The 22,203-nt window shown below is 52.3% G+C and carries 21 protein-coding genes; 18 read left to right on the top strand and 3 right to left on the bottom strand.

The window, feature by feature from the left end; genetic code table 11:
- Positions 1-5 precede the first annotated feature (5 nt).
- The gene (locus IPG22_15440) at positions 6-1,109 is read right to left on the bottom strand and encodes a M24 family metallopeptidase (GenBank protein MBK6589681.1); all 1,104 of its coding nucleotides are present in this window, start codon (positions 1,107-1,109) and stop codon (positions 6-8) included.
- A gap of 106 nt (positions 1,110-1,215) precedes the next feature.
- Between IPG22_15440 and IPG22_15445 the strand changes: the two genes are divergently transcribed.
- The 16 genes from IPG22_15445 to trxA all read left to right on the top strand — a co-directional run bounded on the left by IPG22_15445 (position 1,216) and on the right by trxA (position 16,756).
- A complete protein-coding gene (locus IPG22_15445; protein ID MBK6589682.1) occupies positions 1,216-2,430 on the top strand; it encodes an acyl-CoA dehydrogenase family protein in 1,215 nt (404 codons plus the stop codon).
- A 133-nt stretch (positions 2,431-2,563) separates the two neighbouring features.
- On the top strand, positions 2,564-3,616 hold the full coding sequence (locus IPG22_15450) for a flippase-like domain-containing protein (protein MBK6589683.1): 1,053 nt from the start codon (positions 2,564-2,566) through the stop codon (positions 3,614-3,616).
- 76 nt (positions 3,617-3,692) lie between these two features.
- Positions 3,693-4,184: a transcriptional repressor NrdR gene (gene nrdR / locus IPG22_15455; GenBank protein ID MBK6589684.1), complete on the top strand. Its 492-nt coding sequence runs from the start codon at positions 3,693-3,695 to the stop codon at positions 4,182-4,184.
- Between the two features lie 176 nt (positions 4,185-4,360).
- The gene (lon, locus tag IPG22_15460) at positions 4,361-6,730 is read left to right on the top strand and encodes an endopeptidase La (protein ID MBK6589685.1); all 2,370 of its coding nucleotides are present in this window, start codon (positions 4,361-4,363) and stop codon (positions 6,728-6,730) included.
- A 211-nt stretch (positions 6,731-6,941) separates the two neighbouring features.
- The gene (locus IPG22_15465) at positions 6,942-8,714 is read left to right on the top strand and encodes a transglycosylase SLT domain-containing protein (GenBank protein ID MBK6589686.1); all 1,773 of its coding nucleotides are present in this window, start codon (positions 6,942-6,944) and stop codon (positions 8,712-8,714) included.
- Positions 8,715-8,849: 135 nt separating this feature from the next.
- Complete coding sequence (locus IPG22_15470; protein ID MBK6589687.1) at positions 8,850-9,251, top strand: Rrf2 family transcriptional regulator; 402 nt, start codon at positions 8,850-8,852, stop codon at positions 9,249-9,251.
- 56 nt (positions 9,252-9,307) lie between these two features.
- Entirely contained in the window at positions 9,308-9,964 is a 657-nt protein-coding gene (locus tag IPG22_15475; GenBank protein MBK6589688.1) for an NAD(P)H-dependent oxidoreductase, read from the top strand.
- Positions 9,965-10,070: 106 nt separating this feature from the next.
- The gene (locus IPG22_15480) at positions 10,071-10,691 is read left to right on the top strand and encodes a thioredoxin family protein (protein MBK6589689.1); all 621 of its coding nucleotides are present in this window, start codon (positions 10,071-10,073) and stop codon (positions 10,689-10,691) included.
- A gap of 42 nt (positions 10,692-10,733) precedes the next feature.
- Positions 10,734-11,414 carry a YceI family protein gene (locus tag IPG22_15485; protein MBK6589690.1) on the top strand — a complete coding sequence of 227 codons (681 nt, stop codon included), beginning with the start codon at positions 10,734-10,736 and terminating at the stop codon, positions 11,412-11,414.
- Entirely contained in the window at positions 11,411-12,430 is a 1,020-nt protein-coding gene (locus IPG22_15490; protein ID MBK6589691.1) for an NAD(P)-dependent alcohol dehydrogenase, read from the top strand. Before IPG22_15485 ends, IPG22_15490 begins: the two co-directional genes overlap by 4 nt.
- Positions 12,431-12,432: 2 nt before the next feature.
- Positions 12,433-12,984 carry a redoxin domain-containing protein gene (locus IPG22_15495; protein ID MBK6589692.1) on the top strand — a complete coding sequence of 184 codons (552 nt, stop codon included), beginning with the start codon at positions 12,433-12,435 and terminating at the stop codon, positions 12,982-12,984.
- 86 nt (positions 12,985-13,070) lie between these two features.
- Complete coding sequence (locus tag IPG22_15500) at positions 13,071-13,715, top strand: NAD(P)-binding domain-containing protein (GenBank protein MBK6589693.1); 645 nt, start codon at positions 13,071-13,073, stop codon at positions 13,713-13,715.
- 23 nt (positions 13,716-13,738) lie between these two features.
- Complete coding sequence (locus IPG22_15505; GenBank protein MBK6589694.1) at positions 13,739-14,809, top strand: NADH:flavin oxidoreductase/NADH oxidase; 1,071 nt, start codon at positions 13,739-13,741, stop codon at positions 14,807-14,809.
- A gap of 4 nt (positions 14,810-14,813) precedes the next feature.
- Positions 14,814-15,848, top strand: a complete 1,035-nt coding sequence (locus IPG22_15510) for an LLM class flavin-dependent oxidoreductase (protein ID MBK6589695.1) — start codon at positions 14,814-14,816, stop codon at positions 15,846-15,848.
- A gap of 21 nt (positions 15,849-15,869) precedes the next feature.
- The gene (locus IPG22_15515) at positions 15,870-16,295 is read left to right on the top strand and encodes an OsmC family peroxiredoxin (protein MBK6589696.1); all 426 of its coding nucleotides are present in this window, start codon (positions 15,870-15,872) and stop codon (positions 16,293-16,295) included.
- 134 nt (positions 16,296-16,429) lie between these two features.
- Entirely contained in the window at positions 16,430-16,756 is a 327-nt protein-coding gene (trxA, locus tag IPG22_15520; GenBank protein ID MBK6589697.1) for a thioredoxin, read from the top strand.
- Positions 16,757-16,920: 164 nt separating this feature from the next.
- Here trxA and IPG22_15525 read toward each other — a convergent pair whose 3' ends face one another.
- Entirely contained in the window at positions 16,921-19,038 is a 2,118-nt protein-coding gene (locus tag IPG22_15525) for a CHRD domain-containing protein (GenBank protein MBK6589698.1), read from the bottom strand.
- Positions 19,039-19,274: 236 nt separating this feature from the next.
- On the opposite strand from IPG22_15525, the gene IPG22_15530 reads away from it, so the two are divergent.
- Both IPG22_15530 and IPG22_15535 read left to right on the top strand, forming a co-directional pair.
- A complete protein-coding gene (locus IPG22_15530) occupies positions 19,275-20,384 on the top strand; it encodes a VWA domain-containing protein (protein MBK6589699.1) in 1,110 nt (369 codons plus the stop codon).
- Positions 20,385-20,394: 10 nt separating this feature from the next.
- Entirely contained in the window at positions 20,395-21,570 is a 1,176-nt protein-coding gene (locus IPG22_15535) for a phosphopentomutase (GenBank protein MBK6589700.1), read from the top strand.
- A gap of 166 nt (positions 21,571-21,736) precedes the next feature.
- Here IPG22_15535 and IPG22_15540 read toward each other — a convergent pair whose 3' ends face one another.
- The gene (locus tag IPG22_15540; protein MBK6589701.1) at positions 21,737-22,087 is read right to left on the bottom strand and encodes a hypothetical protein; all 351 of its coding nucleotides are present in this window, start codon (positions 22,085-22,087) and stop codon (positions 21,737-21,739) included.
- Positions 22,088-22,203 lie beyond the last annotated feature (116 nt).

Raw genomic sequence — 22,203 nt, forward strand, 5'->3', positions numbered from 1 at the left:
TCCACTTATCGAATCAAATAAAATTCTGTTTGTCGGGGACGGATGAATTTGTAGCCGGTCGGGGTCATCACAGCGTCGTCTTCGGCCATTATTGTAACCTTCTGACCGTTCCATTCCGGAACGGCGGTGGATGTGTTGAGCTCGATCGACGTGAATGCATCGAGCCGCAGGCGGTCTTCGTCACCTCCGATCCCTCGTCGGAAGTCGATCGAGGCACCGAGACCATGGCCATGGGCACCGATCGGGTGCGAATATATCATCGCTTCGATACCTTGTTTTTTGCATTCTGCCATCGTGGCATCGTAAACCTCGCTTCCGGTCATTCCTGCACGTGCGAAGCCAAACAAAATGTCCTGGAGACGATTCGTGTTCTTGAGAGCTGCTTTTAATCCTGCCGGAGCGTCTTTTTCGCCGGGCTTTAGCAGATAGCCGTGCTTCTGCCAATCGGTGCTGAGGCCCATATAGATCAGGCCGAAATCGACGTGGATCAGATCGCCGGGCTCGAGTACCATTTTCTCGTCGGCAACGCTGAGGAATTGCTGCGACGTTGCCGTCGTTTTTGCCTGTCGCTGAACTCGCATATCCGGCTGAAACCAGATGCCGAGTCCGAGGTTGTTGACCTGCTGCATCATCCACCAACGAACGTCGCCCACCGTCGTTTTTCCGGGTCTAATTATCTCATTTGAGAACGCACGTCTTGTGATAACATCGGTTGCGAGGACAGCTTTTTCGTAATGTGTTAGTTCCTCCGGGAGCCTGGTGTCGAAATAGTCGGTCAGAAGTTTTGCGGACGAGACAAATTTCTTTTCATTCTCAGGGCCGAGCGTTTCAGCCAGGAACTTGTAACCGTCGTGCGTCAGGCCGCTTTGCTGACCTCGTGAACCACCCATATTTAGGGCAATTGTTTTTGGGTTTCGCTCATCGACGAGTTTCTTGAGAGCAGCCGCCATTTCGGCGCGGGGCGGGTTCAATACGGTGTAATGGTTCTTTAGCCGCTCTTCGAGATAACGAACCACAGCGATACGTTCTAAGCGTTCTCCGCGGTCGATGAAAATGAAAAGGTCACGGCGGCCGACGATCGGAATTGGCGGAACGATGTGTTCCGTCACTGGGTCCGCACGTTTCGTAGAAGGTACGCAAAATGATAGACTCCTTCTTTGATATAACGAGCAGAATTCTATCATATAACCCAATTTAGCGAGGAAATATAAAGAAGTGATCGAACTAGAATTAACCGAAGAACACAAAGCCCTGCAGAACACCGTACGCGAGTTCGTCGCGGGTGAAGTAGCTCCTTTCATCAAGGAATGGGATGAGAAAGCTCTTTTCGACCGAAGCGTTTTTGACAAAATGGCGGAGATTGGGCTGCTCGGCGTATGTATCCCTGAAGAATACGGCGGGGCAGGGTTTGACTATATCTCGTTGGGCCTCGTTTGCGAGGAACTCGAGGCGTGTGACACGTTTTTGCGTGTGGCGATGTCGGTGCACGTTGGACTCAACAGCTTGAGTTTGTATTCGTGGGGAACTGAGGAGCAGAAACAGAAGTATCTCGTTCCGCAGGCAAAGGGCGAAAAGCTCGCGACGTTCGGATTAACAGAGCCGAACGCCGGTTCGGACGTTATCGGAATGAAATCGTACGCGAAACGCGACGGTGACGACTGGATCCTGAACGGCGAAAAGATGTGGATCTCGCTCGCCGATGTTGCTGATAATTTCTTGTTCTTTTGCTGGACCGATCCTGAGAAGCAAAAAGCCCGCGACCACAGCGGCATTTCGTGCTTCATAGTTGAACGTTCAATGCCTGGTTTCTCGAGCGGTACGCTGCATGGCAAACTAGGAATCCGTGCTGGAAACACGGGCTATTTCTCGCTGCAGGATGTTCGAGTTCCGAAAGAGAACATGCTCGGTGTGGAGGGCGAAGGATTTAAGATCGCGATGTTCTCGCTGGAGAATGGGCGTTACACCGTTGCAGCCGGAGCTACCGGCGTCATCCGTGCTTCCCGAGATGCGTCCGTGGCGTATGCGAACACTCGTGAGGTGCAGGGACAGACGATCGCCAATTTTCAGCTCGTCAAGCAGAAGATCGCTAATATGGCAGCCGATTACGAGATGTCCCATCTACTCTGGCTGAAATGCGGATACCTCAAGAACATGGGACTGCCGTCGGCAAAGGCCGCGAGTATGGCCAAATGGCAGGCGACAACTCGTTCTGAGACGGCTGCGTCGATGGCGATCGAGGTTCACGGAGCGAACGGCTATACGAACGACTATCCAGTCGAACGTTACCTTAGAAACTGCAAAGCTGCTGTGATCTATGAGGGGACCCGCGATATCCACACACTTATGCAAGCTGACTGGGCTCTCGGTCTGAAAAAGGAAAAGGCCGCGAGAGTAGTTTTGCCGCCATACGCGGCTTCGGCTTCGGCATAGGAGTTTCTTTCAAGCGGTTCGGCTGATCTGGGTTTCCCCGAAAAGGCAGGACCGCTTTTTCGTTTTCCCTAAAATAGAGTATCTTTTGAGTTTGTAAAAAAGGAACCGGTCGACCTGGCCGGGAACGAGCGGTTTGCGAAAATACTTAAAATTCATTTTACTTTCGCTCTTTGCTGTCTTTCTTCTGTGGTTTTTTGCCCGGAATCTGGATTGGCAGGAAGTCAGTGCGAGTTTGCGAAAGGCAAACCCGCTCTGGTTATCGCTCGCGTTTATCGGGATCTGTCTTGGGTATTTTTTACGAGCCGTGCGATGGCAGGTACTTCTTGCGCCCATCACACCGGCGAGTTTGAGAGAGCTTTTTGCGACGACGACCGTCGGTTTTTCTGCAGTATTTTTGGTTGGCAGAGCGGGCGAGATCGTCCGGCCGATGTGGCTGCCGATGCGTGATCGCCGAGTCAGGCCGAGTGCGGCGGTGGTGACGATCTTTGTCGAACGTGTCTTCGATCTCGCCTCACTGATCTCTTTCTTTTCGATAAGTTTGATCTGGTTCCGCACGCCGCCAGGGCGTGAAGCTGAACTCGCATCGATAGAATGGGCGGGCAATCTGATGCTCGCCTGTGTCATCATAGGCATTGTCGGGCTGCTTGTTTATCACTGGTATTCGCCTGTGTTTATCGACTTGATGTCGCGGTTGACGGATCATAAGTTCATACCAAAGCGGCTTCGGGAGATCATAATGAGTTTGATGGAGCAGCTCGCGACTGCCCTCAACATACTCAAAAGCCCAAAAGAGATATTCTGGGCGAGCTTTTGGACATTGGCGTTGTGGCTCTCGATCGCTCTGCCGACGTGGTTCGTGATCCTGGCATTTGATCTAAAGATGGGATTCGTGGATTCCATCTTTGTTATGGGTGTCGCGTCGCTAAGTTCGCTCATACCAACGCCGGGAGGTGCTGCAGGGGCGTTTCATGGAGCGACGGCGAGCAGCCTGATGCTCCTGAGCGTCGAGCGTGAACAGGCTTTTGCTGTCTCGATCATTATGCACCTGATCTATTTCGCTCCGGCGGTGTTTTTTGGCTTATATTATCTCTTTCATGGTGATATAAGTATTGAGCGGTTTCGCAGCCTGCTATCCAGCGAAAATGCCGAAAAGGAGATCGAATCAGATTCTCCGGATTTTGTTTGAGCAGTGGCCGGTGGCCGGATGGAATACTCTTTAACCAGATCGCCGACTACTGATCACTGTCTACCGACAACTGCCTATGCGCTGTCCATTTTGTTCACATATTGAGGATAAGGTCGTCGATTCGCGTGAATCGAAGGACGGCGATTCTATCCGCCGTCGGCGAGAGTGTCTTGGATGCGGTCGCCGTTTCACGTCCTATGAACGTATTGACGAGATCCCGTACATGGTCGTCAAAAAGGACGGCAAACGTGAAAGCTGGGATCGCAATAAAGTCCTCGCCGGCTTGTTTCGAGCTTCCGAGAAACGCCCTATATCGACCGGACAGCTCGAAGAGATCGTTGATGAAGTCGAAAAAAACGTGCAGGATTCTCTCGATCGCGAACTTGCTACGAGCGAGGTTGGCAAGATCATTATGCGCCGTTTGAAGGTGCTCGATAAGGTCGCCTACGTTCGATTTGCATCTGTCTATCTTGAGTTTGCTGATGTTTCCGAGTTCATGGATGAGCTTAAGGTTCTCGTGGGAACCCGCACACCAATGGCGGCGGCTAAGAAAAAAAAGAAAAAATAAAGATCGAAAATTTCCCGGTGAAAAATTGACCTCTCGCGATCTGTTCATTGTAAACCTCGCTAATGTGGCGTATTTCTCGTGATTGCCCTTTCCTGTTATTTTCCCTAACATAAGAGATTATGGTTGATCTCGACGAATTCCCGGTTGCCCTTTCCGAATCCGACGCTATCGAGCCGATGATGCAGATACCGGCGGAACTGCCGGTACTCCCTCTCCGCGATATTGTTATTTATCCTTTCATGATCGTTCCGCTGTTTGTCTCGCGGGACAGGTCGATCCGTGCTGTGGAGCAGGCTCTAAGCCAGGACCGCATGATCCTGCTGGTTTCTCAAAAGGATGTTAATAAAGAGGAACCAGAGCAGGACGACCTATACACAGTTGGAACCGTAGCGATCATCATGCGGATGCTTAAACTGCCCGATGGACGTATTCGGATACTGATCCAAGGGCTTTCGCGATGCCGTGTAGATTCCGTAACGGGCAAGGGCGAGTATGTAAAAGCCAGCGTCACGCCGATCGTCGAACCGCTTGCGCCGGAAAATTCGCTCGAGGTCGAGGCCTTGGTGCGCAACGTTCGCGGTTCGATGGAGCGTGCGGCTTCGCTTGGGAAGAATATTTCACCGGAGGTTCTCGCAATAATAGCGAATCTCGATGATGCGGGACGTCTCGCCGATCTTGCCGCTTCAAATCTTGAACTTCGGGTTGAAGACGGGCAGAGCGTTCTCGATGTCGAGGATCCGACCCCGAGGCTTCGCCGTGTCAATGATCTTTTGAGCAAAGAGATCGATGTTTTGACGGTTCAGCAAGAGATAAATACGCAGGCTCGTGCCGATATCGACAGGTCGCAGCGTGAATACTTCCTGCGGCAGCAATTAAAGGCGATCCAGTCTGAACTCGGGGAAGGGAATGAGCTTTATGAAGAGATCGAGCAGTATCGCGACAAGATCCTGAAGGCAAAAATGCCAGAAAGTGCCGAGGAAGAGGCACTTCGTCAGCTTAAAAAGCTTGAACGGATGCATCCGGACACCGCGGAAACTGCGACGCTCCGCAATTGGCTCGACATAATGACCGACCTGCCGTGGTCAAAAGCTTCTAAGGACAACTTAAATCTCAAGAAAGCCGAAAAGATCCTGAATGAGGACCATTACGGCCTCGAACGCGTCAAGGAACGCATCGTCGAAGCTCTCGCGGTGCGGAAGCTTCGCGAGAAGCCGAAAGGCTCGATCCTGTGTCTCGTAGGCCCTCCGGGAGTCGGTAAGACATCGCTCGGACGCTCGGTCGCTCGTGCTCTGAACCGCAAATTCATTCGCCTTTCACTCGGCGGACTGCATGACGAAGCTGAGATCCGCGGCCATCGCCGTACATATGTCGGAGCAATGCCGGGGCGTATTTTGCAGGGAATTCAACAGGCTGAGACGAACAATCCGCTGATCATGCTTGATGAGATCGACAAGGTCGGCGCTGATTTTCGGGGCGACCCAAGCTCGGCCTTGCTCGAGGTTTTGGATCCGGAGCAGAACGCGACGTTTCGCGATAATTATCTGGGCGTGACGTTCGATTTGTCGAACGTGATGTTCATGACGACGGCGAATGTGCTCGATACGGTGCAGCCGGCACTTCGCGATCGAATGGAGATCATTTCGCTCTCGGGCTACACGGAAGAAGAAAAGCTTGAGATCGCCAAGCGTCACCTCGTTCCCAAACAGGTTGAGGAGAACGGGCTTGAGAAGGAAGACGTTAAATTTGACCGTAAAGCTCTGACGAAGATCATCTCGGAATATACGCAGGAAGCGGGGCTTCGACAGCTCGAGCGTGAGATCGGCAAGGTTTGCCGTAAGGTCGCGCGTGCTAAGGCGGAGCAGGAAGATGATTTCAAGCCGATGAAGATAACGCCGGATAATCTTAAGGATTTCCTTCGTGTTTCGCGGATCTTTAACGAAGGGGCTCTCAAAAAAGACGAGATCGGAACCGTCACGGGCCTCGCCTGGACGGCGGTTGGCGGCGATATTCTCTTCATCGAGGCCATTAAAACTAAGGGCAAAGGCAAGCTGATGCTCACGGGACAGCTTGGCGATGTGATGCAGGAATCGGCGCAGGCGGCATTCTCGTATGCCAAGGCCCGATCGAAGGATCTCGGCATAGACGAGACGGTGCTGGACAATTTCGACATCCACATTCACCTTCCCGAAGGTGCGATACCGAAGGATGGTCCAAGTGCCGGAATAACGATGGCGACCGCTCTTGTTTCCGTGCTTTCGCAGCGTCCGGTTCGTAAAGACGTGGCGATGACCGGCGAGATCACATTGCGCGGCAACGTGCTGCCGGTCGGCGGCGTCAAAGAAAAACTGCTCGCGGCACGTCGTGCGAAGATCAAGACGGTGATCCTGCCCGCCCCGAATGAGCGCGATCTCGAAGATCTTCCTCAGGAAGTTAGGGACGATTTGAAGTTTATATTTGTGGAGAATGTACGTCAGGTTTTCGACGTCGCTCTACGGGAGGCCAAAGTGCCGGCCGATAAGGCTAAAGCTAAGGCTTCAAAGGCTTAACGAGTTTGATATAAAAAACGCGGATGTCCTTATTTTATCGAGGGTTGCGCGGTTTTCTGGGAAGTGTTATCTTTGAAAGATAAGCGTCGTTCCGGACCTGTGGTTCGGCGTATGAAACTTTTAACGGTCGAAAGCGTTAAAATTATTCTCGGCTGGTGACCTTTGTCACTATTCGGGGCAGCTGCGGCGGAGATAATATTAGCTAAGATTAATGAAAAAAAGTATTTACAAAGTCCTAAGTTTTACAGCATTTATATTCTTGGTATTCGGTTCAGTTGCGAAAGCTCAGACTCCCGAAGTTGTTGCCGCGCAGAGAGCGGTCAATGATGTTCTGGATAAGGCCGGTACGTCATTTAGAGAAGGCCTACTTGCGTACGAAGATAAGAAATTGCCGGTCGCGGCTGAGAAGTTCAACAAGTCTGTCGAGGCTTTTCTTATGTCAACGCTGAATATTCAGCGGGAGGCAAAGCTTCAGGCTTGCTACAACCAGTTGATCGAGACCGTTTACCGAATTGAATTTCCAACCGAAAGCCATCTGCCACAGGTGCGAAACCTTTCGCTGACGTGCGGCTGGACGAATATTGACGCGACGCTTGCTGATAGGATCACGGCCATCGCCAGGAATTCGTTCAACAAGCCGGTCTCACAACCGTCGACCAGCACAGCGGCCGGTATCAATGGCCCGACGCTTCCTGCTGCGAACCAGATCGGCTTTAACTCGCAGGAGTTTGAACCTTCGCCACTTGATGATCTTTCGAAACTTCAACTTACCGCCGAAGAGCAGGATGTTGAAACAAATCCGGTAGCGCAGGCTCAGTATCAGTATATCCAGTACGCAGTTGCCAACAAATCACTGGGATTTTCATTTCAGGTTCATCCGATGATCCAGCAGTACATCAACTACTATCGGGGCCGCGGACGGCAGACGATGGAAATTGGTTTGTACCGCTCGGGGATGTTCATGCGTATGGCACGCCGGATCTTCAAGGAAGAAGGAATTCCGGAGAACGTTGCGTGGCTTGGACAGGTTGAAAGTGCCTGGAAACCTAGTGCCATGTCGAACATGGCGGCCTCTGGCCTTTGGCAGTTCATCCCGGGAACCGGCACTAGATTTGGCTTGCAGCGAACAGCGTATGTCGATGAACGAAACAGCTTTGAAGAAGCGACCCGTGCTTCAGCACGTTATCTGAAATTCCTTTACAACCGTTACGGTAACTGGGAACTCGGCATTGCTGCATATAATTGCGGCGAAGGTAACGTCGATCGAGCTATCCGCCGTGCAGGCGTGGCGAATTTCTGGCTTGCCTATCCTTATCTGCCGCAGGAAACCCGTAACTATGTTCCGAACATTCTTGCGACGATCCTGATCGCAAACAATCCGGGACAGTACGGCTTTGGACACATTCGTCCGGCGGCTCCACTGACTTATGATCGCGTTCGTGTACCGGCTTCCACAAATCTGGCGTTGGTTGCACAGGCCGCAGATACAACGGTTCAATATCTGCGATATCTGAACCCGCACCTTCGCACCAATTCGACTCCGCCGACGCCGTACATCATTAACGTGCCCTCGAATAAAGCGAACGAAGTGGTCGCAGTATTCAGACGAATTCCTGCTACTCAGGTCAACAACGCGAATCTCGCGAATTCTTCGACGGGCGAAACATGGCAGAATATTGCTAACCGCACCGGCGTCAGCGTTGGTGATCTGATGGCAGCAAATCCGGGAATGTCACAGCCGCGCGGAAAGGTTTTTGTGCCGGTCGCGGGCAACAATGTCCAGAACACCAGCTATTCCCGCCCGACGACTCAGGGAACGCCGGTCGCGGCAGGTGTTAAGGTCGTAAAGGCCAAGGCCGGTGACACGGTTCAGAAGGTTGCAGAGCGTAACAATGCGAGCCCGACCGAGGTTGCCAAGTTCAACGGCCTGCTTCCGAACTCCGTTCTCGGAGCCGGACGCGAGATCAAGATACCATCTAAGTAATTGCTTTTTAATGCTTTAGCGAAAGGCCGGATTGCTAAACCGGCCTTTTTTGCGCTTTAATTAAGAATATACTTGACATGAAATTCAATTGTAACTATACTAGTTACAGATATGGCGGCTAATAGTCAATTTTCAATGGCGGTTCACATTCTGACGATGCTTGCTAAGGGCGGCGACGAGAATATGAAATCGGAATACATCGCGGGAAGTGTTAATACAAACCCCGTGGTGATCCGCCGCGTCCTCGGCCAGCTCGGCCAGGTGGGAATTGTGTCGTCGCAGACGGGGGCATTTGGCGGAACGCGTTTGGCAAAGCCGCCAAGCGAGATCACGCTTTGTGAGATATACAAAGCTGTATCGTGCGGCGAGGTTTTTGCCCTGCATTCAAAGGCTCCGAACAAAGATTGTCCGATCGGTGCGAACATCGAAGCGGCACTGTGCGATCTGCAGAAAGAGATCGACCACGCGGTGGGCGATAAGCTTGGCGAATACACTCTTGCATGTTTTATCGATAAGGTCTGCGGGGTTAAAGTCTAAATTTTTTTGCATATATCTGTATCAACAATAGTTACAAATCTGTTACAAGGGGAAAAATGGGAAACAAATTAGTCGAAAACGAAGTGATATTAAAAGGCCTAAACTGGCGTTATGCAACAAAGGCGTATGATTCGAGCAAAAAGATCTCGGATGCTGACTGGGCGACGATCGAGGACGCCATCAAGCTTGCGCCATCGAGCTTTGGCATCCAGCCGTTCAAGTTTTTCGTGATCACAGATCCGGAGACCAGGGAGAAGCTAAAGGTAGAAGCCGGATACGGCCAGGCACCTATAACCGATGCCTCGCACTTCGTTGCCTTCGCGTATAAGAAAACACTAACCGACGGCGATATTGAGCATTTTGTCGACCGCATTGCCGAGGTTCGGGGGGCTCCGAGAGAGACGCTGCTCGATTACGAGAACGTGATGAAAGGCTCGGCAAAAAGGACAGTTGACGGCGGCTATGTCGAGACGTGGAACTCGCGGCAGGTTTACATTCCGCTCGGCTTTCTGCTTGAAACCGCAGCTTTGCTTGGCATAGACGCGACGCCGATGGAAGGATTTGATCCGGCGAAATTTAACGAGATCCTAGGTTTAACTGATTTTTCGGTCTCGGTGATCGCGGCGCTTGGTTATCGCGACGCAGCAAATGACTGGCTCGAACCGCTTGCTAAGGTTCGCAAACCGGACGAAGAGATCATCGTGCGGATATGAACGCAAGATGCGACAAGGAGGGAGCAATGACCACATTATTTATTAATTGGACACCAAGGGCGATCGACCTGCTTAAGCTCGTTCTGAGGTTCATGGGAGTTTGATGATGAGGGAATACATCGAAAAAGCGATGACATTCGCCGAATATGAAATACTGATCGACGGCCTGCTTGCCGAGGGCAAAACTACGGGTACGAATCAGTCAGAGGCGATGGTGAATTACGGAAGGCTAAACCGGCAGCGGATGCACCGTCTGGAAAAGACAGTCTTTCTCGACGAGGGAGTCCGTGAAGCCGTCAGGAAAGTGACGCGGCCGATGATCTGGCTGATCATTACCGAAGGCTGGTGCGGCGATGCGGCGCAAAATATTCCCGCGATCGAGAAAATTGCGGCTGAAAACGATAAAATTAGGACGTTATATATCTTGCGTGATGAGAACCTCGACCTGATGGATAGTTTCCTGACGAACGGAGCACGTTCAATACCGAAGCTCGCCATGTTAGATGCCGACACACTTGAAGTGCTCGGCTCGTGGGGAGCACGGCCAGCGCCGGCTCAGACCTTATTTGAAGAAATGAAAGCTAACAGAACCGAAAAGGCCGTTATTTTGGAAGAGATGCAGCGTTGGTACAATTTTGACAAAACGCGGTCTCTGCAGCATGAATTTGCGAAGCTTGTTCAAGCTTTCGCCTGGGTTCGGCGAGAGGTATTTGCAGAAGCGGCATAATTGCTACGCTATAAACATATTCTTTTGAGGAGAAAATATTCTATGAAAACTATTTCTTTAGCGATCCTATCGATCGCACTGTTCATGTCCGCCTGCGCAGATCCGGCGGCGAACAAGCCGAAGGCGACGACCACCGCACCTGCTGCGGCTCCGGCATCAAATGCCCCGCTTTTGACCGACATGGGAAATGCGGAGGTGCTCGCCGGGTTTAAGGTAACGGGAACTGAGCTCACGATCGCACCGGAAACATCGAAGGTAGAATTTACCGGCTCGAAGGTTACGGGTAAACACGATGGCGGCTTCAAATCGTTCAAAGGCGTGATCGATCTGGTCGACGGAAAGGCGGAAAAGAGCCGCGTCGCTTTTGAGATCGAAATGGCATCGTTGTTTTCTGATTCCGAAGGGCTGACCAAGCACCTTCAGACGGGTGACTTTTTTGAGATCGAGAAGTTTCCAAAAGCATCGTTCATCTCTACTGGGATCGCACCTCCACCGGGCGGAAATGGCAACTACACCGTGACCGGAGAACTTGTCATGCGAGGCGTGAAAAAATCCATCACCTTTCCAGCCACGATCGATGTCAAGGGAGACGAGGCTAATGTAAAGGCTGAGTTCTCGATCAATCGTAAGGATTTCGGCATCGTTTACGCGGGCAAGGCTGACGATCTGATCCGCGATGACGTGGTGCTCAGACTCGATCTAAAAGGCACGAAGAAGAAATGAGAGCATTCGAAATACAAGAGTTCGGTGTCGACAAGCTGGTTTTGACGACACGCAAAACGCCGGAGCCGGGACCGAATGAGGTACTGGTTCGGCTTCGTGCGGCTTCGCTGAATTATCGCGACTTCATGGTTGTGACAGGCACGTACAATCCGCGGATGAAGTTTCCGGCAGTGCCTCTTTCTGACGGGGCCGGCGAAGTCGTCGCTCTCGGTGATGGGGTTACGAAATGGAAAGTCGGCGACCGCGTGATGCCTTTATTCGCCCAGCAGTGGTTCGACGGCGAAACAAGTGAAGAGAAGCGGCGTTCGTCCCTTGGGGCGGGTTCACAATGGGATGGCGTGCTGCGCGAATATGGAGCATTCAACGAAGAATCGGTGGTCAAAATACCCGTTCATCTTTCCTTCGAAGAAGCTTCGACATTGCCGTGTGCTGCAGTCACAGCGTGGAACGCACTGACAGTTTCCGGCAATGTTAAGGCTGGTGATACAGTTCTGACGCTTGGTACGGGTGGCGTTTCGATCTTTGCGGTCCAGATCGCCAAGCTGTTTGGGGCCCGCGTTATCGCGACCTCGGGAAGTGACGAGAAGATCACGAAACTAAAAGAGTTAGGAGCGAACGAAACGATCAACTACAGAACCTGTGAAGATTGGGATGCGGCCGTGCTGGAATTGACGGGCAAGAAAGGTGTCGATCATGTGATCGAGGTTGGCGGCGGAGACACGCTCGGCAGGTCGCTGACATCGGTGCGTCTCGGCGGCCACGTTGCCATGATCGGAGCTTTATCGGGACCTGCGGGCTTTAATCCGATAAGCGTGTTTATGAAGGCGGTCCGACTACAGGGGATCTTTGTTGGCTCGCGTAAAATGCTCGAAGATCTAAATAAGGCTATCGAGGTAAACCAGCTGCGGCCAGTGGTAGATCGTGTTTTTGGATTCGAAGATGCACGTGAAGCTCTAAAATACATGGAAAGCGGCTCGCATTTTGGAAAGATCGTTATAAAAATAGGAGATCAATGAGGATGGCAAACAAACTTTACGATATTCCGGTTAGCGAGATCGATGGAACAGAAACGACGCTGGCCGAATTCGAAGGAAAGGTGCTTCTGCTGGTAAATGTTGCGTCAAAATGCGGCTTGACGCCGCAATACGCGGGTATCGAGAAGCTCTATAAGGAATACAAAGATCAGGGGTTTGAGGTACTCGGATTTCCGGCGAACAATTTCCTGGCTCAGGAGCCCGGAACCAGCGAAGAGATCCAGGATTTTTGCCAGACGAATTACGACGTGACATTCCCGCTATTTCAAAAGATATCGGTCAAAGGCGAAGATCAGCATCCGTTGTACAGCTATTTGACGGCGGAAAAAGGTGAGGCTGACATTGCAAACGGATCGGCGTTCGAGGAAAGGCTCGCGAGTATCGGCCAGCCGCGTGCCAAATCGAGCGACATTTTGTGGAATTTTGAGAAATTCATGATCGGCAAGGATGGCAGCATCGCGGCCCGGATCGCCCCTGATGTGACGGCAGAAGACGAACGCGTGGTCGCGGCATTAAAAGCTGAACTTGCGAAATAAAGATCTGTCGAAACCTGTGATTGTGCGCTAAAGCACTCCGGAAATGATCGTCCCGTCGGATGATTAGAACAGGTACAGGAGGAATTATGAAAATAGGAATAATCGGAGCAGGTAACATTGGTTCAAACGCAGCCAAGCTATTTGTAAAAGCGGGGCATCAGGTCGCGATCAGCAATTCGCGGGGAGGCGATTCGCTCAACGATCTGGTTGAAGAACTGGGCGACAATGCCGAAAGCGCAAGCGTTGAGGCAGCGATCGAATTTGGCGATGTTATTTTCATCTCTATCCCACTCGGTAAGTATCAAACTCTGCCGACGAATGGATTTGAGGGAAAGATCGTCATTGATTCGAATAATTACTATCCGGACCGCGATGGTATCATCCCGGAACTTGAAAACGGATCGACCACTTCGAGTGAGCTTCTCGTAAATCATCTTCCCGGTGCAAGCGTTGTTAAAGCCTTCAATACAATATGGTTCGAGCATCTGAAGACGAAGGGCAATACCGATCTGCCGCTAAGCGAGCGTCGGGCGATCTTCATCGCAGGCGATGATTCGGAGGCCAAGGAGATCGTGTCGAGATTGATCGAGGGCATCGGTTTCGCGGCGGTGGATACCGGATTTCTTGCCGAAGGCGGCAAATTACAGCAGCCTGGTTCAGCCATCTATAACAAGGATATTACTGCCCAGGAAGCTGCGGATCTCATTGGATATGAGGCGTTTGGCAAGTAGAAGATCTTCCGAACAAGGGGAATATGAGCAAGCTATTTACTGAATATAAGGTTCGGGGGACTACGTTTCGCAACCGGCTTTGGGTTTCGCCGATGTGTCAGTACTCGAGTGTAGACGGATTGCCGACGGATTGGCATCTGGTGCATCTCGGCAGCCGCGCGGCTGGCGGTGCGGGAGCGGTGATCGTTGAGGCGACCGCTGTCTCGCCCGAGGGGCGGATCTCGCCGAGCGACTCTGGAATTTGGTCGGACGTACATGCCGAAGAGTTTGTACGCATCACGAGATTCATCAAGGATCAGGGAAGCGTGCCGGGAATCCAGATCGCCCACGCCGGTCGTAAGGCCTCGACCGCGGCTCCGTGGAATGGCGGGAAGAAGGTTGATATCGTCGATGGCGGATGGGAGGTAGTTGCTCCGAGTGCGATCGCGTTTGATGATGATTATCCGATGCCGCGTGAGATGGACGCAGCAGATATCGAAAAGGTTATTGACGATTTCGTGTCGGCGGCAAAACGTTCGGTGAATGCAGGGTTTGAGGTGATAGAACTACACGCCGCTCACGGCTATTTGCTCCACGAATTTCTATCGCCGCTTTCAAACAGGCGTACGGACGAATACGGCGGAGATCTTGCGGGCCGGATGAAGCTGCCGCTTGCGGTCGCTGAGGCGGTTCGCGAAGCGGTGCCTGAGCATATCCCTATATTTGTCCGCATCTCTGCGACCGACTGGGCCGAGGGAGGTTGGGATCTTGAGCAGTCGATCGAGTTTTCGAAAAAGCTGAAAGCTATCGGTATCGATCTGATCGATTGTTCGAGCGGCGGATTGGTCTCAAACGCTAAGATTCCGGTGGAACCGAATTATCAGGTTCCATTTGCCGAAGCGATACGCCGTGAGGCTAAGATCGCGACCGCTGCGGTCGGTATGATCACGGAACCGCAGCAGGCTGAGGCGATCCTTAAGGCCGGACAAGCAGATGCGATCATGGTCGCACGGCAGTTCCTGCGAGAGCCGTATATGGCGTTTCGAGCAGCTCAGGAATTAGGAGCGAGCGTCGATGTGCCGAGGCAATATGGCCGTGCTATAGATCTGAGGTAGTTTTATGAGCAGGTTGTCAGACATTCCGTTTTCGGTTTTAGACCTATCGCCCGTGGCTGAAGGCTCGACGGTGGCTGATGCATTGCGGAATTCGTTGGATCTTGCACAACACGCTGAGCGGCTCGAGTACAAGCGTTTTTGGGTAGCTGAGCATCACTCAATGCCCGGAATCGCGAGTGCGGCAACGTCGGTTGTGATCGGACACGTTGGTGCGGGAACGAGATCGATACGCATCGGGTCGGGCGGGATCATGTTATCAAATCACGCTCCGATCGTGATCGCGGAACAGTTTGGAACACTCGATGCGTTGTTTCCGGGACGGGTCGATCTGGGGCTCGGGCGGGCACCGGGATCGGACGGATCGACGATGCGGGCACTTCGACGAAGGCTCGATGCGGCGGATGATTTTCCGGAGCAATTGCAGGAGTTGCGGTACTTTCTAAAAACTCCGGTCGCGGGGCAAAAGGTTCAGGCAGTTCCGGGCTCCGGCGCGGATCTGCAGATATGGCTGCTCGGGTCGAGCGATTTTAACGCGCGGCTGGCTGGGCAGTTGGGATTGCCGTTCAGCTTTGCGGCTCATTTTTCGCCGGACAATACCCTTCCGGCTTTGGAGATATATCGGCATAATTTCCGGCCATCCGAGGTTCTGGATGAGCCGCTCGCTATGGTGGCGGTCAACGTTTTTGCCGCCGAAACCGATAGCAAGGCGCAAAAACTCGCGACCTCGCAGCATCAGTCGTTCCTGAATCTGATTCGCGGCACGCCGGGAAAGATACAGCCGCCGGTTGATGACATGGATGAGATCTGGTGTCCGGCTGAAAAGGCGTTAGTACAGGCGAGGCTCGGCGGATCGATAATCGGTGGGCCTGAGACTGTTAGGCTTGGCCTTGAAAAGCTTCTGGGGGAAACGGAGGCGGATGAATTGATCGTAAACGCTATGACTTTCGACCACGCGGCTCGGATCCGATCGTATGAGATCATCGCGGATATCATTAGAGCCGATGCCGCCGAACTATCGTCAAACGCGGCTATCGGATAAAATAGGGATCAAGGAGAAAATATGGCAGATAGAAAAGCAAATGCGAGCTGGACAGGTTCGTTAACTGAAGGAAACGGCACTGTGGCCCTTGGTAGCGGTTCGTTTGAAGGCTCGTTCTCATTCGGAACGCGTTTTGGCGAGGACCCGGGTACAAACCCGGAGGAACTATTAGGTGCTTCGCTCGCGGGGTGCTATGCAATGGCACTTAACGCAACCCTTGAAAAGGGAGGCACGCCGGCGTCGAGCGTCAAGTCAGAAGCGGTCGTGCATTTGGGCAAGGACGATTCCGGGTTTGTGATCAAAGGCATCGACCTGAGCGTCGAGGCGGCGGTCGAGGGATTGGACGATGCGGCATTTCAGGCAGTCGCTGAAACGGTGAGCAAGGCGTGCCCGATCAGCAAGGCACTCGCGGCCACCAAGATCACGCTGCATGCGAAATTGGTATAAGAAGAGTGTAACCACGAAAAAACACGAAATAGCACGAAAAAGTAATTTCTTATTTAGTGTCCTGTTCGTGTGATTTCGTGGTTACTAATTCATAGCGCTATAATTCAAGAGTTTTAATTATCAGGAGATAACAGATGGCACATTTTGCAAATGAAATAACAGATACAAATTTTGAGAAAGACGTTTTGGGCTCAGACAAGCCGGTGCTTGTTGATTTTTGGGCGGAATGGTGTGGCCCATGCCGCATGATCGCCCCGACGGTCGAGGCTGTCGCTGAGGAATATCAGGGAAAGGCTGGTGTTTATAAAATGAACGTCGATGAGAATATGAACGTTCCACAGCAGTACGGCATCCGCGGTATTCCGACGCTGATCCTTTTCAAGGGCGGCCAGGAGCAGGAGCGCATCGTCGGTGCAGTTACCAGGGAAGCGATCACGCGGGTGATCGAAAAATACGTCTAGTTCGGTAGAACATTTTTGATAAAGAGCTGCCCGAAAGGGCAGCTCTTTTATTGGGGGGATATATCGGCGTGGATATGTCTCCAACTTAAGCGAGTGGACTGATAGAAAAAAAGGCTGTTCGGAATATCCGAACAGCCTTTTGCTTAACCGGTATCAACCAGTGTTTATAAGTGTGAATCCTGAGCCGCCGGCTGGTCGCCGAAGAGTCCCCAGAATTGATATTGAACGCTTCCGTCGCTTGATCGAAGGACGTAGTAGATGCTTGGGTTACCGGTAGAACTGCGCCAGATGGACTGGTCAGTCTTGCCGTCGCCGTCGTAGTCACCCTGAACTTCGATATCGGTAGCAGCACGTCCCCAACCCGTACGGATAGTAATCGTCGGGTTTGAACTCGGTTGGTAATACCATGCGAGGGCCGCTCCTTCAACGCGGGTCAAAGCGAGGTCAGTCTTGCCGTCGCCGTCATAGTCCCCCGGAACGATCGCGTCAGTCGGCAGGCCGAAACGAGTCACGGTGTCATTAGGGCTGGTCGCGTCGAACAGTCCGGTTCCATAGTGGATGAAGAAGAGGCCGCGTGCGGGTGTTCCGATTCCCCGGAAGACACAGAAATCAGCCTTGCCGTCGCCGTTGTAGTCACCAGGAGCGGCAACGTCAGCGCCAACGCCCCAAGGCACAACAACCTGAACGTTCTTGGTCGTGCCGAAGCTACCGTACCACCAGAAGAAGCTCTGGGAGCCGTCTGTTCCGCCCTTTCTGAAGATCGCAGGGTCATCCACGCCATCACCGTCGTAGTCGGCGATGAGGAACGGATCGTCGTTCGGCATACCGAAGCGAACCGTGCGAAGAGTGTTAGTTGAGCTCTGGAGGATGTAGAAGAACGAGTTGTCCGTCTGTGGACGCCATATAGCGATGTCATCCTTACCGTCGCCGTCAAAGTCGCCCGGCGTGATGTAATCAGTGACAACACCGAAGTCGGTCTGCACCTCGGTTGCGGCTGCGTTGTTAAGCAGGTTGTACCAGCGAATCTGGGTATTGCCTGCACCGGTCGTTTGGCGAACGACACCGAAATCCGTTTTACCGTCGCCGTTGAAATCGAGCGGAGCGTCGGTTGTAGTGGATAGGATTTGCCCTCTGATCTCGCCACCGGTGTTATTCGCCGAGTGGACATTGAAGTACATTCCTCCCGCCCTAAGAGTTGCAACCTGAGCAGGAGTGATCGAGAAGGTTTTATCTACGACCGAACCACGTGTCGCTCCAGTTGGCGGCGTCATGTCGAATGTTACAGGGCCGGTTGCACCGGCGGCTCCTGTGTGAATGTGGCCCGCAGTCGTGTTGCTCGTCAGGCCTTCCCAATAAAACGAAGCGGTGATCTGTGTCTCCGCCGCATTGAGCACGACGCGTCCGAAACCAGTGCCGTTTGTAGTCACAGCCGGAACCTCATTAGCACCGCTCATGCGAGCCGTAAACAAAAATCTAGGCGAACCAGCCGGAGTTGCCGTCGGCGAAGGGGTTGGTGCCGGTGTTGGTGTCGCGGTCGGGGCCGGAGTTGGAGTCGGGGTTGCACCGCCAGAACCGCAAGTAATTGCGGTCGTCGCCGCATTTCTCGGCACCGGAGCCGTCACGATATCGAAGTCATTGTTGTTGTTATCTGTGTCGGTGCAGCCGTTCCCCTTCCGGACGTTACCTTGAGTTGAAGTCAGAGAAGCACCACCGTTTGTGGATGAATTGCCTTCTGCGTTGTTGGCCGTGCCCCATGAGACAAGATCGATGATGCCGGCTTGAGGTAGCGTACATGGGGTTGCCGTTGCTCCGCAAGTATTCGCTGCAAGGGCCGAAGTTACCAGAGCAACCTTACCGTTAGTTCCTGACATACTCATGTTGGTCGTGGTCGCATCAGGGGTTACAGGAAGATTGGCACCGGATGTTCCGGCTGAGCTAGTCTGAACCAGGTAGTATTTGCCAGGTGCGATAGTCGCATCTGGAAGTGCAAAACCATTCGTGGGCGAACTCATGAACTGTCCGGTTGCCGACCCGTACATAAGAGTTAACCCGTTCAAAGACTGATCAGTTGATGAAATATTCTTAATTTCAACGTAGTCAAATAAATAGGTGCCGGTGCCGCCACCGCCGCCATATGCCTGGCTGATTACCAAAGTCGTGGATGCACTCGGTGCGTTCACATCAAGGCCTCTCCCCTGCGAGCTGCCGGCCGTGGACATGAAAACTGTGCCAACGACGACCATGACTAAACACGAAACGCCCAAAATAATATTTCTCTTCATTAGATCAAATCCCCTCAACGGTTAGGTATTTTTCAAGGTATGGCGTGCAAAATTCGCACAATCAGTGACCAATGTTTCAAATGCTCCACGCCTGGCTAGCTTTTTGTAAAAGATAACTTTGCAAAAGGATAGCACAAAACCACCAAAATGCGACAGTAAAAACCGGATTTACTGCCGCCGGCCGTTAAATTTTTGCTACAATCAAAAAAATATAGTGAGGGTGATCTGGAATGCGTTTGGAAAGGTTTTTTCTATTGCTGCTGTTTAGCTTTGGCCTGACGTTTTCGACGTTTGCCCAGGACAAAAAGCCGGATGATAAGGATGAGGTTATCAGGATAGATACCCAGCTTGTCGATGTACCGCTTGCGGTCACAACTCCGGCGGGAGTGCCGATGAAAGGGCTAAAGGCATCAAATTTTATCGTCTATGAGGACGGAAAAAAGCAGGACATCGTTGATTTTTCAGCGACGACCGCTCCCTTCGAGGTGGCATTGGTACTCGACACGTCGGGTTCGGCACGCAACGACCTGCCGCTGATCCAGCGTGCGGCCCGCGATTTTATCGCAAATCTGCGGCCCGGTGACCGCGTGGCTCTGATCGCATTCAGGACCGACAGAAAGGACAATCAGGCGTTTGCAACGAGCGAAGTTCTGACAACGCTCACCGATGACCGCAGCAAGCTGAAGACCGCTATCGACAATGTAAAGACGAGCAACGGAACGCCCTACTATGATTCGCTCCTGAAGGTCGCGGAAAAGATCTTTAGCCAGCGTCCGGCGGATGAGTTTCGCGGACGCAGGGCACTGGTCGCTCTGACCGATGGAGTCGATTCGAGCAGTGCGGCGGATTTTAATACCGTCAAGGAAGAACTCGGACAGGTCGGTGTGATCTCTTTCTTTATTCAGGTCGACACACAGGAATATTTTGAGGAAACGCTGCTCGGCGATTGCCAAAGTGCGATGCGATTCTCGGCTGCCCAGATCAGGCGTTATTACCAGACGATCGCTTCGAAGGGCAAGCGAATGGAAAAGGCTGTGAATTTTTGCCAGCTCGGCGATTTCGAACGTCTCGCGATCAGCAAAAGGCTCTATGACATCGCCGACGAGGAGATGAACGAACTTGCAAAAACCTCTGGCGGCAAGGTCTTCCCGGTCGGTGATTTTGCTGATGCGAGAAACGCTTTCAAGAGCGTCGCGGAGGAGATCGGCACGAAATACACACTCGGATACTATCCCTCGAACGACAAGAAGGACGGAACTTTGCGGAAGATAAAAGTTGAGGTCAAAGGACTTCCGGCCGGAACTGTGGTGAGGGCGAGGGAAAGTTATTTGGCGCCATCAAATTAAATAGATCTATATGGGTTCAAAATTCAATCGCATTTTCTTAATGGTTCTCGACTCCGCCGGTATCGGCGAGATGCCCGATGCGGCGGCGTGGGGCGATGCCGGGGCGAATACGCTCGGGCATATTTTTGAATCGCGCACTGTTCATCTGCCGAATTTGCAGGCGATGGGGCTCGGAAATATCACGCCGCTCAAGGGGTTGGCCGGCGTCGAGAGTCCGACCGGTTCATACGGCAAATGTACGCTCAAATCTGACGGCAAGGACACCACGACAGGGCATTGGGAGATGGCGGGAATTATTCTGAAGCAGGGATTTCCGAAGTTTCCAGACGGTTTTCCGCCGCGGATCATTGACGAATTTATTGCAAAGGCGAATGTTCCCGGTGTGCTCGGGAATATTCCCGCGAGCGGCACCGAAATCATAAAACAGCTCGGCGAGGAGCACATTAGAACTGGTAAACCGATCGTCTATACCTCGGCCGATTCTGTCTTTCAGATAGCGGCGCACGAGGAGGTTGTCCCGATCGACAGGCTTTATGAGATGTGCGAGATAGCCCGCAAAATACTTCACGGAGAGGATGAGGTTGCACGCGTGATCGCTCGGCCGTTCCTGGGTTCGACGGCCGACAATTTCAAGCGGACAGAGAATCGACACGATTACGCCGTTCCACCGCCGAACGACAACCTGTTGCCGCTGATGAAAGCCTCGGGGCTTGATGTGGTGTGTATAGGCAAGATCGCCTCGATCTATGATGGCTTGGGTGTTACAGAAGACCTGACCGCCAAGAATAATGAGCAGATCATTGACGTAACGATCCAGGCACTCAATAACGATTCCCACGGCATTGTCTTCAGCAATCTGGTCGATTTTGATATGCTTTACGGCCATCGCCGCGATACTGAGGGGTATGCGAAAGCGTTAGAGCACTTCGATGAGCGCCTTCCCGAGGTGATCGATGCGTTACACGACGACGATCTGCTCATCATGACAGCCGACCATGGCAACGATCCATCAATGCCCGGATCCGACCACACCCGCGAATACGTACCGCTTTTGGTTTTTGGCAAAGCCGCTAAGGCTGGCATCAATCTCGGTACACGGCAATCGCTCTCGGATATTGGGCAGACGGTTGCGGAGAATTTCGGGCTTCGAATAAACGATGGCGTGAGTTTCCTTGGCGAGATCTGACGCCGGCGGTTCTCAGGTAGGGATGACTGTAAGTCTCGCATTGGCAATAGATTGCACGGCAAAAGATAAAGTGGCGTGTATTGTTTCACGGGTGGCTTAAAGTAAAAGGTCAGGCAAGCTTTAATGCTTGTCCTGACCTTTTTCGTTGGTTCTGATGGCAGTTAAACTACTCCGTAAACTCGAGCTCAAGATCGTCTTCACAGAAATCGAATTTTACTGGTGTCGATTCTGATTTATCCGCGTAAACAGCCTTTACCCACTGCTTGCAGGGATCGCTGTCCGAAGCCTTACTCCAAACCATAGTCGCCGTTTTACCGGGAGCGATGCCGGTACCAATGTCAAAAAAGTTATACTTTTTGCCGTCGACTGAAACGAGCAGCTTTTTGATGGTGCTGTCGGTTTTGTTCACTACCTTGAACGAGAACTCGCTGTCCTGGGCATAGCCGTAAGAAAACGAGAGCATGACGAAAGCAAGGCTTAAAAGGCCTGTTCGCAGGTATTTACTCGAAAAACTCATTAATGATCTCCCCTACCTTAAAATTTCTAATACTAGTGACCGAAGGCGTCGGAGTGATTTTATCGACTGCGTCGGTATATAGCAATTAAAAAAATTGGTATCATCCTGGTAACAAG

The organism is Acidobacteriota bacterium, from assembly GCA_016703965.1.
In the GTDB taxonomy this organism is placed as follows: Bacteria; Acidobacteriota; Blastocatellia; order Pyrinomonadales; family Pyrinomonadaceae; genus OLB17.

Bases quoted from the DNA above. Each gene is read 5' to 3' on its own strand.
- nrdR (MBK6589684.1), top strand. From the start codon at position 3,693: ATGCGCTGTCCATTTTGTTCACATATTGAGGATAAGGTCGTCGATTCG.
- lon (MBK6589685.1), top strand. From the start codon at position 4,361: ATGATGCAGATACCGGCGGAACTGCCGGTACTCCCTCTCCGCGATATT.
- IPG22_15465 (MBK6589686.1), top strand. From the start codon at position 6,942: ATGAAAAAAAGTATTTACAAAGTCCTAAGTTTTACAGCATTTATATTC.
- IPG22_15470 (MBK6589687.1), top strand. From the start codon at position 8,850: ATGGCGGTTCACATTCTGACGATGCTTGCTAAGGGCGGCGACGAGAAT.
- IPG22_15475 (MBK6589688.1), top strand. From the start codon at position 9,308: ATGGGAAACAAATTAGTCGAAAACGAAGTGATATTAAAAGGCCTAAAC.
- IPG22_15480 (MBK6589689.1), top strand. From the start codon at position 10,071: ATGAGGGAATACATCGAAAAAGCGATGACATTCGCCGAATATGAAATA.
- IPG22_15485 (MBK6589690.1), top strand. From the start codon at position 10,734: ATGAAAACTATTTCTTTAGCGATCCTATCGATCGCACTGTTCATGTCC.
- IPG22_15490 (MBK6589691.1), top strand. From the start codon at position 11,411: ATGAGAGCATTCGAAATACAAGAGTTCGGTGTCGACAAGCTGGTTTTG.
- IPG22_15495 (MBK6589692.1), top strand. From the start codon at position 12,433: ATGGCAAACAAACTTTACGATATTCCGGTTAGCGAGATCGATGGAACA.
- IPG22_15500 (MBK6589693.1), top strand. From the start codon at position 13,071: ATGAAAATAGGAATAATCGGAGCAGGTAACATTGGTTCAAACGCAGCC.
- IPG22_15505 (MBK6589694.1), top strand. From the start codon at position 13,739: ATGAGCAAGCTATTTACTGAATATAAGGTTCGGGGGACTACGTTTCGC.
- IPG22_15510 (MBK6589695.1), top strand. From the start codon at position 14,814: ATGAGCAGGTTGTCAGACATTCCGTTTTCGGTTTTAGACCTATCGCCC.
- IPG22_15515 (MBK6589696.1), top strand. From the start codon at position 15,870: ATGGCAGATAGAAAAGCAAATGCGAGCTGGACAGGTTCGTTAACTGAA.
- trxA (MBK6589697.1), top strand. From the start codon at position 16,430: ATGGCACATTTTGCAAATGAAATAACAGATACAAATTTTGAGAAAGAC.
- IPG22_15525 (MBK6589698.1), bottom strand. From the start codon at position 19,038: ATGAAGAGAAATATTATTTTGGGCGTTTCGTGTTTAGTCATGGTCGTC.
- IPG22_15535 (MBK6589700.1), top strand. From the start codon at position 20,395: ATGGGTTCAAAATTCAATCGCATTTTCTTAATGGTTCTCGACTCCGCC.
- IPG22_15540 (MBK6589701.1), bottom strand. From the start codon at position 22,087: ATGAGTTTTTCGAGTAAATACCTGCGAACAGGCCTTTTAAGCCTTGCT.